Raw genomic sequence first — 9,849 nt, 5'->3', positions numbered from 1 at the left:
CGGCTTCTTGCCGAAACGCCGGCAGGCAATCCGGCGACCGTCAAAAGGCTTACGGATTTCTCGCGCATCTTTCCGCTCGGCGATCGGCCGGATTACGAACCCGCGCGCGAGCGTTCCGTCGCCGCTATGGCGGCGCAGCAGGGGCGCGAGCCCGCCGATCTCGTCTGCGATCTTCTCATCGAGGATGAAGGCCGCGCCTTCCTCTTCGCGCCCTTCTCCAATTACGCGCTCTACAATCTCGACGCCTGCGGCGAGATGATGCGCGATCCGAACACGGTGATGGGGCTCGGCGACGGCGGCGCGCATGTCGGGCTCATTTCCGACGCGAGCTTCACGACCTATCTGCTCTCGCATTGGGGCCGCGACCGGGCGGCCGGGCGGTTCCCCGTCGAAGCACTGGTCAAGAAGCAGGCGGCGGACACGGCGCGCGCGGTCGGCCTTTTCGATCGCGGCGTAATCGCGCCTGGCATGAAGGCCGATCTCAACGTCATCGATTTCGACCGGCTCGCGGTCGAGCGGCCCAGCATGGCCTTCGATCTGCCCGCCGGTGGCAAGCGCTTGCTGCAACGCGCATGCGGCTACGAAGCAACCATCGTATCGGGCGCCGTCACCTATCGAAACGGGGAGGCGACAAGCGCCTTGCCCGGAAGGCTTGTGCGCGGACCACAATCCGCGCCCGCGATCGCCGGTTAGAAAGGGAGGAAATCCATGTCGTTCACACCCAGGCTTCTCGAAGATCACATCAACTGGAGATCGGGCGATGTCGCCGAGCCGGATCGCTGGACGGTCAATCTGACCGACAGCGACGCCCGCGAACTCGACCATGCGCTCGGCGTGGCGAAGGCCCGTTCCGACAATCTGCTCGACATCACCCGCGACGATTTTCCGCTCGACGGGCTCGTGCCGAAACTCGCCGACATCGAGCGCGAGCTGATCGACGGGCGCGGCTTCGTGCGCATCGCCGCGCTCGATGCGTCGCGCTACTCCGACGACGACCTCACCATGCTCTATTGGGGCATCGGCATGCATCTCGGCGATCCGTGGCCGCAGAACAAATACGGCCATATGATGGGCGACGTCACCGATCAGGGAAAAAGCCGCGACGATCCGACCGTGCGCGGCAACGAGATCGGTCTCGTCGGTCTCGACTATCATACCGACGGGTCCGACCTCGTCGGGCTGATGTGTCTGCGCCGCGCCAAGACGGGCGGGCTTTCCTGCGTCGCCAATGTCGTTGCGATCTATAACGAGCTGGTGAAAACGCGGCCCGATCTGGTCGAAGCTCTCTATCAACCACTGCCCTGGGATTTTCGCGGCGAGCAGCTGAAGGGCGGGCCCAACTTCTACACCCGGTCGGTATTCACCGAGCATGACGGTCGGCTCTTCGTCCGCTTCGTGCCGCAATATATCAAGGCGTCGCAGCGCCACCCGGAAGCGCCGCGCCTCTCGCCGCTCGTCGTCGAGGCACTCGACGCGGTGAGCGCCATGGCGCGCGATCCGCAGTTCAACGTCTATATGGAGCTGCCGCCGGGCTCGATGCAGTTCATCAACAATTATCACGTGCTGCACGGCCGCATGGCCTATGAGGACGACGTCGCCAATGGCTACAAGCGGCACCTGAAACGGCTCTGGCTCGCGACCCGCTATCTGAAGAGCCGGCCGGAGACCTTCGCCAATGGCGCGCAGGGCCATTGGGCGCGCAACAAATCGGTCAGTCGCATTGCCGCCGTCGGCAGCGCGGCGGAATAACCGACAACGGATCGTGTCGGGATGTCTGTTGCTGCAATGTCACAGGCCTAAATACAGGCGGGATTGAATCCATGCCGCGTTAACCAAGATCTCCTCGTTGCGGCGGCGCTTCCGCGAAGAGCCGAACGCTCCCTGCCGGCTTATGTACAATGATTGTGCCAAAGTCGGCGCAGCGTGATAGAAATTATCCTTCGTGCAACAGGTCGCGCGGGTGAAGCGCGAGGAGCGTCGTGTGGAGTTTCCGCAGCCAGTCGTCGATCTGCGCGTGCCGGCATCGGGTGTGCTCGACAGGCCGCTCCCTTCACGTTTTTCTGAACGCCTGCCAGGTCCGGTGTCCCGGCTGGTCGCCTGGCTCACCATCGCCGTCCTGCTGGCCTTCGGCTTCAGCCTCACTCAGCCGGCTCATGCAAATCCACATGGGGGCAGGGTCGCGTTAGCAGATGTAACTTTTCGTTGCCCCGCCGGCCTGAAGACGACCCGACAGCCTCTCGACGCGCCATTTCTCCGGGCGGAGATGACGCATCGCGGACGGCAAGACAGCGGGGCCGCGCCGATCCCGCCGGTGCAAGCTCTTCTCGTCGCCGACGCAGAGGTGCCATCGACGGGCCGCAAAAACGCCCTCTTACAGCCGCTCTGCATCGATTTCAGCCCTCGGGACAGCCGGGGCGGCATGCCCGTCCGGGCGCCGCCCGTTAATGGCATTTTGCAGTGATGGGTCCCAAATCGAAGGATGACCTTGTGGCCTCCCGCTCCGGACGGGTATAGAGGGGGCGGCCTAAAGGGCCTTCGATAAAGAAAGACCCGAGACCAATCAGACCAAGAAGAGCGATAGCTCCGGAAAATCCAGAGAATCCCGATGCAGTCCGCGGCGTGAAGACTGCACGTCCCTAGGGGAGGTTACCTTGCAGCGTATCGAAAATATCGTGTTCGGCCTGCGTGCCGTGATCCTCGCGATCCTGGCCGTCGTCACGGTAGTTATGCTTTTCTTCGCCGTGCAGCTCCGTATGGATGCCGGCTTTCTGAAGATGCTTCCGGTCGGCAATTCCTTCATCCAGACCTACTTCCAATATGCGGATGGGTTCGGTGGCGGCAATCGCGTCATCGTCGTTCTCGAGAACAAGAAGGGCGACATCTTCACGCCCGAGTTTCTCAAGACGCTGAAGGATGCGACCGACGACGTCTTCTACATTCCTGGCGTCGCACGCCACAGGGTGACTTCGCTCTGGACGCCGAACACGCGCTATATCGCGGTGACGGAAGAGGGCCTCGAAGCGGGCGACGTCATTCCGGCGAATTTCCAGCCGACGCCCGAAGGCATCAAGACGGTGATGCAGAACGTGCTTCGCGCCAACCTCGTCGGCCGCCTCGTCTCCACCGATTTCCGTTCGGCGATGATCGCGACCGAACTTCTGGAGTACGACCCAGAGACACGCGAGAAGCTCGACTACTTCAAGGTCGCCAATCTTCTCGAACAGAAAATCCGCGACAAGTATGTGAGCAACGATACCGACGTGAAGATCGTCGGTTTCGCGAAACTCGTCGGCGACATCGCCGCAGGCGCCCAGTCGGTCGTCATCTTCTTCGCGGTCGCCTTCGTGCTCACCTGCCTGATGCTCTGGCTGTATTGCCGGTCATGGATCCTGACCATCGTGACGGTGAGCTGTTCGCTTTGTTCGCTCATCTGGCAATTCGGCACGCTGCATCTCATGGGGTACGGTCTCGATCCGCTCGCGGTGCTCGTGCCGTTCCTCGTGTTCGCCATCGGCGTCAGTCATGGTGTGCAGCAGATCAACATGGTGGGTGCGGAAATCGCCGCTGGCCTCGACAAGAACGCGGCCGCGCGCGCAACCTTCACCTTCCTGCTGCGTCCGGGTTCGGTTGCGCTTGCGACCTGTCTCGCGGGCTTCGCGACGCTCTACATCATTCCCATCGGCATGATCCGCGAACTCGCGGTCACGGCCTCCATCGGCGTGATGTTCAAGATCATCTCGAACCTCGTCATGCTGCCGCTCATCGTCTCCTATGTCGCGCCCGGCGCGGAGTATGGCGACAAGGTGCGCCGCGCCATGGAAGCGCGTGCCAAGTTCTGGCCGTTCCTCGCCTCGATCGCGAAGCCGACCCAGGCTTTCGTCTTCATCGGCTTCTGCGTTGTTCTTGGCGCCGTCGCTCTCTATGAGAGCCGCGACCGCCAGATCGGCGACGTGCATGCCGGCGCCGGCGAGCTGTGGCCGAATGCGCGCTACAATCTCGATAGCGAATATATCGCCGATCACTTCAAGCTCGGCCTCAACGTGATGAATGTCATCGTCGAGTCGAAGGACGTTGCTTGCGTGGACTACGACAAGCTCCATTTCGTCGACACATTCGCCTGGGACATGCGCAACGTTCCCGGCGTGCAGACGGTGGTGAGTTTGCCGGCGGCCGCGAAGATCATCAACAGCATGTGGCAGGAGGGCAACCCGAAATGGGCGGCGCTGCCGCGCGATCCCACGGCGCTCGCCCAGGCGACGTCCAGCATCGCGAGTTCGACGCTGCTGGTCGATCAGCGCTGCATGACGCTCGGCGTCCAGATCTACGTGGCCGACACCAAGGCGGAGACGGTGAAGACCGTCACGCATGCGGTGGAAGCGTGGATCAACGATCCCAAGCATCAGCGCGACGACCTGAAGCTCCGTATCGGCACCGGCAACGTCACCATCACCTCGGCGACCAATACCGTCGTCGAGCACGCCGAGCTGCCGATGCTGCTCTACGTCTATGCAGTGGTCATGACGCTCGTGATCTTCGTCTATCGTGAATGGCGAGGCGCGCTCTGCTGCGTCATTCCGCTGATCCTCTCGACGATCATCGGCAACTGGTTCCTGACGGCCGCTTCCATCGGCCTCAAGATATCGACATTGCCCGTGCTCGCGATCGCGGTCGGTATCGGCGTCGATTACGGCATCTACGAATACAACCGCATCCAGCGCTACATGCGCATGGGCGTCTCGCCGTACAATGCCTATCTTCAGGCGCTGAACGACGTGGGCTCGGCGACCATGTTCACCGGCGGCACGCTCGCGATTGGCGTTTCGACCTGGACCTTCTCCGCTCTGAAGTTCCAGGCCGACATGGGCCTTCTCCTCACCTTCATGTTCATCGTCAACATGATCGGTGCGGTGACGCTTCTCCCGGCGCTCGTCGCGGCGCTCGAGTACATCTGGCCGCTGAAGCGCAAGCCGCTCACGGAAGAAGAGGCGCGTGCGATCCGTCACGCGCACTGATCGTTGCTTCGATAAAGACGTGAAGGGCGGCTCCCGGAAGGGAGCCGCCCTTTGCATTTCGGCGCCGCCTTTACTCAGCCGAGATAGAAAAACCGTTCCTCGGCAATCTTGCCGTCCTTCAGCGTATAGAGGCCGACTTCGTCCAGCGTCATGCGCTGGCCCGTTTCCTTGATCGTCTGGTCGATGGTGAAGCGGACGGCAAACTGGTCGCCGTTGACATAAGGTCCCGCGACCTCGAAGCCGTGAATGATGTGCGCGTTGGCCCACCACTCGCCCTTGCCATGGGCGGCGGCCTTGCCGCGCGACATGCCGTCGGCCGACGGTTCGACGCTCAGCACGTCGTCGGCCCAGTATTTCTCGCCCGCCTCGTCGAACTTGCCGGCCTTGCAGAGGGCGACGAGATCATGGGCGATATCCTGTGTACTCATCCGCGGGCTCGTATGCGTGTTCATCTTGTCCTCCATCCGGGGTTGTACCGCCCGACTGAGGCTAGATTCCCCGTGCTGACAGCATTGTGTCAGGAGCCTCGGCGCATTCCGGCAAGCGAAAGGGCAGCCCGTGCAAGGCTGCCCTTTCTTTGGCCGACCGCTTTGAGGGAAAGCGAAGGGCCCGGAGGATATCGACCTATTCGGCCGGTGCGGCGGCGAGTTCCGTCTCCGGCTCGTCGTCGCCGAGATTGGCCGGAGCGAGCAGGAGATACATCGCCGGCGTCACCAGGCGCGACAGGAAGGTCGAGGACAAGAGGCCGCCGATGATGACCCAGGCGAGTGGCGAATAAAGGCCGGAGCCCTGCAGCGCGAGCGGGAGGAGTCCGCCGATCGCCGTCGCGGAAGTCAGGAGCACCGGCAGGAAACGGATTTCGCCGGCCTGCTCGATCGCTTCGGAAAGCGGTGTGCCGGCCTTGCGCAACTGATTGGTGAAATCGACCAGCAGGATCGAGTTCTTGATCTCGATGCCGATGAGCGCGATGAAGCCGATCACCGCCGTGAAGGAGAGCGAGTAACCCGAGAAGAGAAGCGACATGATGCCGCCGAATATACCCAGCGGGATTACGCCGGCGACGACGAGCGTGGCGCGGAAGGAGCGGAATTCGAGGATCAGGACGGCGAGAATGCCGCAAATTGCGATCAGCACCGCATTCCAAAGCCCGGCGAAACTCTTCGATGCCGCCTCCGCCTCGCCGCCCCGCCGGAAATCATAACCCGGCGGCACGGGCAATGATTTCAGGCGCTCGAAAATCTCGTCGGTGACCTTGGCGGTGTTGTAGCCCGTCTGTGTATAGGCGGTGACGGTGACGAGGCGTTCGCGATTGTAACGGTCGATGCGGCCCGGGCTCGATTCGAGATGCGGCGAGGTCAGAAGGCCGAGCGGCACGGAATTTCCATCCGTGGTCGGTACATAGACCTTGCCGAGCGCATCGACCGCGTGATGCTTGTCGAGCGGCAGACGCACGGTGATGTTGTATTGCTCGCCATTCGACTCGCGGTACTGGCCCGCCGCCTCGCCGACGATCGCCAGCCGCACCGTGCGATCGATCTGGCCGGCGGCAACGTTCATCATCGCGGCTTTTTCGGTGTTGATGCCGAGGTTGAGATCGGTGCGATCGAGCTGCATCGGGTTGAAGACGTCGCGCGTGCCGGGCGTCTCCTCGATGATGCGGGTCACCTGCGCGGAAATCTGCTTCAATACGGCAAGGTCTGGCCCGACGACGCGCACCGCGACCGGCGCCTCGATGGGTGGTCCGTTCTGGAAGACGCGCAGAATGATCTGTGCCCCCGGATAGCGGGCGAATTCCGCACGAAGCTCGTCGAAGAGACGCGGCGTCTTAATCTCGTCGAATGCGCGCAACTCGGCGAAAACCTCCGCCATGTTGGCACGCGTCTCCATCGAGCGGACGTTGTAATAAATCTGCGGATTGGCGTGGCCGAGATTGGACATGCGCCAGACGACCTCAGGCTGTTTGTTCAGGATGCCCTCGACATAGTGCAGCGCACGGGCCGTCTCCTCCTGCGCCGTTCCCTGCGGCGTCTCGATCTGCACCAGAAACTGTTTGCTGTCCGCCGGCGGGAAAAGGCTGAAACCGATGACCGGCACGAAGGCGAGGCTCGCGAAGCAGATGGCGAGCGCACCAATGACGGCTGTCTTCGGCCAGGCGAGCGCGCGGTGCAGAAGCGGGCGATAGAAGCGGTGTATGCCGCCCATGACCAGTCGCAGGAAGATGTTCCCTTCCGGGTGGCTCTTGTCGCTCAGCAGGCGGCTCGACAGAAAGGGGATGATCGTCAGCGACACCAGAAGAGAGGCGATGATCGTCACCGTGACGGCGACGGGGAGCGAGCGGGTGAACTTGCCGGCGCCTTCGGGCAGCGACAGAAGCGGCAGGAAGGCAAAGAGCAATGCCGCCGTGCAGCCGACCACGGCAACCGAAATCTGCGATGTCGCGGCGATGGCGGCCTCAAGCCGCTTCTTTCCCATGCGCAAATGACGCTCGATGTTTTCGACGACGACGATCGAATCGTCGACAAGCAGGCCGAGCGCGAGAACGAAACCTGCGATCGAAAGCTGGTTCAGCGAGAAACCCATGAAATCCATGATCGAAAGGCCGATGGCCAGCGACAATGGAATCGAGACCATGACGATGATCGAGGCGCGCGGGCCGAGCGGCAGCAGCGTGATGAGGACGAGTCCGACGGCGATCGCGAAGTCGCGATAGAGATGGCTCAGGCGGTCATGCACCGAGACCGACTGGTCGAAGGCGCGCTTCAGTTCGATGTCTTTCGGCAGGCGCGGCTCGAACCGGTCAAGCACCTTGTAGATGCCGTCGCGCACCTCGAAGACGTTCTGGTTTTCCTTCTGGTTCGCAGTGATGAAGATCGCCCGCTTGCCGTTGTACCAAGCGAGATGGCCGGCTTCCTCCTGCGACCAGGAGACGTCGGCGACGTCGCCCACCTTGACGATGCGACCGTCATAAGCGCCGATGACGGTGTCGCGGATCTGTTCGAGGCTCTTGTAGCCGCCGGTCGTCTTGATGTTGAAGCGGCGCGAGCCCGAATGGATCGGGCCGCCGGGAATGTCGCTGCTCTCCGCGCCGATGGCGTTCGCCACGGCGGTTACTGGAATCCTGAGGCTCGCCAGCCGGCCGAAATTCACGGCGACGCGCACCTCGGAGGCCGGCAATCCCCAGAGTTTCGTTTCATGAACGCCAGGCGCCCGGTCGATCTCGTCGCGGAGATCCTTCGCCATGTCCTCGAGTTCGCGGGCGGGCGCCGTCTCGCTGACCAGGGCGACCTGCACCATGTTGGTGAGTGAGGACCGGAACTTGTCGACCTGCAGCACCTGAATGCCCGAGGGCAGGCGTCCGCGCAACGCGTTGATCTCGCGCACCACATCGTCGTAACTCTTGTCGGGATCCGGCGTCGACCAGCTGAACTGGACCGAAATGCTGGCGACGCCGTCCTCGGCGCGGCTGGCGATGTTCTCGAGATTGTCGAGACCGTTCACGGCATCCTCGATCGGCCGCACGATCAGCTTTTCCATGTCGGTCGGGTCGGCGCCGGGCATGACTGCCGTGACGACGGCAAAAGGGATCGGGAAGTCGGGATCCTCGGCACGCGGGATGTGGTTGAAGGTGTTGACGCCCATCATTGCCAGCAGGCCGAAAAGGACGAGCGTGAATTGCCAGTTGCGAACGAAGAAGCCGCTGATTTTCCCGAGGATCATGTGCGCGGCCCTGCGGCCGGCCGCTCGGCGGCGAGGTCGGTGACGACCTTGACCTTCGCGCCGTCGCGCAGATAGGGCGCGCCCGCGCTGACGACCTGCGCGTCGGCGGCGAGCCCCGCCGTCACCACGACTTCGTCGCCGGATATGTTGCCGACCGAGACCCGGGCGAGCCTCACCGTCGAATGCGTGGGGTCGTAGACATAGATGTTTGCCGTCGATCCATGACCTTCGAGAATGGCGGAGGCCGGAATGGCAAAATGCCCGGCGCTCACGGGCTTCGTTCGTGGCGTGATACGCGCCTCGCCCATGAAGCCGCTTTCGGCGCCGGCGGGAACACCGTCGAGCGCAATCTCGATTTCGAAGGTGCCGGTGCGCGCATCGCTCATCGCCGACATGCGCCGGACCGTGCCGACGACGGGCTTGTCCGGGAAGGCATCGAGCGCGACGCGGGCCGGATCGCCGATCGCGAGCTGCGCGACATCGCGGTCGCTGACACCCGCCTTCAGGATATAGCCGGCCGTCCCCTGGCTGACGGTGAGCACGGGCGCGCCGGCGGCGACGATCTCGTTGATGTCGGCGTGGCGCGTCAGCACGATACCGTCCGCGGGCGCGACGATGCGGGCGAGGCTGCGGTCGAATTCGACGCGCTGGCGGTCGGCGACCGCCATGTCGAGCGCGCTTTTCGCGTCCTGCACCCGTTGCTGGCTGACGAAGCCCTTTGCAAGCAGGGGTTCGAGGCGGGCGAGATCGCGGCGCGCCTTTTCGGTGGCGTAGGCGGCGCGGGCCGCTTCGGCGTTGATTTCACGCTGATCGAGTTCGGCCAGGATCTCGCCCTTGGTCACCCGGTCTCCGGTATCGACCTTCAGCGTCTTGACGAGGCCTGCAATCTTGAAGGAGAGGCCCGCTTCCTTGTCCGAGCGAAGCTGGCCATAGGCCATTACATCGCTGCTTTCGGGCGCCAATCGGGCGGTGGCCAGAAGCACGGGGACCGCATTTCGCTCTCCGGCGGCGGCTTCGTCCTGCTTTTCGCCGCAGGCGCTCAAGGTCAGACCTGCACTGAGGATGGCGAGTACGCCCAACAGACCCCGTGACACCGACATCGCCGACCCTCCCCTGTTAC

Annotated in this window: 7 protein-coding genes; 4 read left to right on the top strand and 3 right to left on the bottom strand. The window is 63.1% G+C overall.

Translation table 11 applies throughout. The annotated features are described in order from the left end of the window. The 4 genes from VMR03_RS10225 to VMR03_RS10210 all read left to right on the top strand — a co-directional run. Positions 1 to 693, top strand: a 693-nt coding sequence (locus VMR03_RS10225) for an amidohydrolase family protein (RefSeq protein ID WP_325404838.1), incomplete at its 5' end; no start/stop codon positions are given. Between the two features lie 15 nt (positions 694 to 708). After that, positions 709 to 1,749 (top strand): TauD/TfdA family dioxygenase, encoded by a 1,041-nt coding sequence (locus VMR03_RS10220; RefSeq protein ID WP_325404836.1) that lies wholly within the window; start codon positions 709 to 711, stop codon positions 1,747 to 1,749. 193 nt (positions 1,750 to 1,942) lie between these two features. After that, complete coding sequence (locus VMR03_RS10215) at positions 1,943 to 2,461, top strand: hypothetical protein (RefSeq protein ID WP_325404834.1); 519 nt, start codon at positions 1,943 to 1,945, stop codon at positions 2,459 to 2,461. Between the two features lie 190 nt (positions 2,462 to 2,651). Then, positions 2,652 to 5,012 (top strand): efflux RND transporter permease subunit, encoded by a 2,361-nt coding sequence (locus tag VMR03_RS10210; protein WP_325404832.1) that lies wholly within the window; start codon positions 2,652 to 2,654, stop codon positions 5,010 to 5,012. A 74-nt stretch (positions 5,013 to 5,086) separates the two neighbouring features. Here the strand turns inward: VMR03_RS10210 and VMR03_RS10205 are convergent, their stop codons facing one another. The 3 genes from VMR03_RS10205 to VMR03_RS10195 form a co-directional block, all read right to left on the bottom strand. Beyond that, a complete protein-coding gene (locus tag VMR03_RS10205) occupies positions 5,087 to 5,464 on the bottom strand; it encodes a nuclear transport factor 2 family protein (protein WP_325404830.1) in 378 nt (125 codons plus the stop codon). Positions 5,465 to 5,636: 172 nt separating this feature from the next. Then, positions 5,637 to 8,729 (bottom strand): efflux RND transporter permease subunit, encoded by a 3,093-nt coding sequence (locus VMR03_RS10200; protein ID WP_325404828.1) that lies wholly within the window; start codon positions 8,727 to 8,729, stop codon positions 5,637 to 5,639. Next, positions 8,726 to 9,829, bottom strand: coding sequence for an efflux RND transporter periplasmic adaptor subunit (locus VMR03_RS10195; RefSeq protein WP_325404826.1), 1,104 nt, complete (start codon positions 9,827 to 9,829; stop codon positions 8,726 to 8,728). The genes VMR03_RS10200 and VMR03_RS10195 overlap by 4 nt, the downstream gene beginning before the upstream one ends. Positions 9,830 to 9,849 lie beyond the last annotated feature (20 nt).

Source organism: Parvibaculum sp., assembly GCF_035511255.1.
Taxonomy (GTDB): Bacteria; Pseudomonadota; Alphaproteobacteria; order Parvibaculales; family Parvibaculaceae; genus Parvibaculum.
This window is presented reverse-complemented; position numbering and strand designations above follow the sequence as displayed.

What these genes read in the sequence shown, in the direction of transcription:
- VMR03_RS10220 (WP_325404836.1), top strand. Translation starts at nt 709, where the DNA reads ATGTCGTTCACACCCAGGCTTCTCGAAGATCACATCAACTGGAGATCG.
- VMR03_RS10205 (WP_325404830.1), bottom strand. Translation starts at nt 5,464, where the DNA reads ATGAACACGCATACGAGCCCGCGGATGAGTACACAGGATATCGCCCAT.
- VMR03_RS10200 (WP_325404828.1), bottom strand. Translation starts at nt 8,729, where the DNA reads ATGATCCTCGGGAAAATCAGCGGCTTCTTCGTTCGCAACTGGCAATTC.
- VMR03_RS10195 (WP_325404826.1), bottom strand. Translation starts at nt 9,829, where the DNA reads ATGTCGGTGTCACGGGGTCTGTTGGGCGTACTCGCCATCCTCAGTGCA.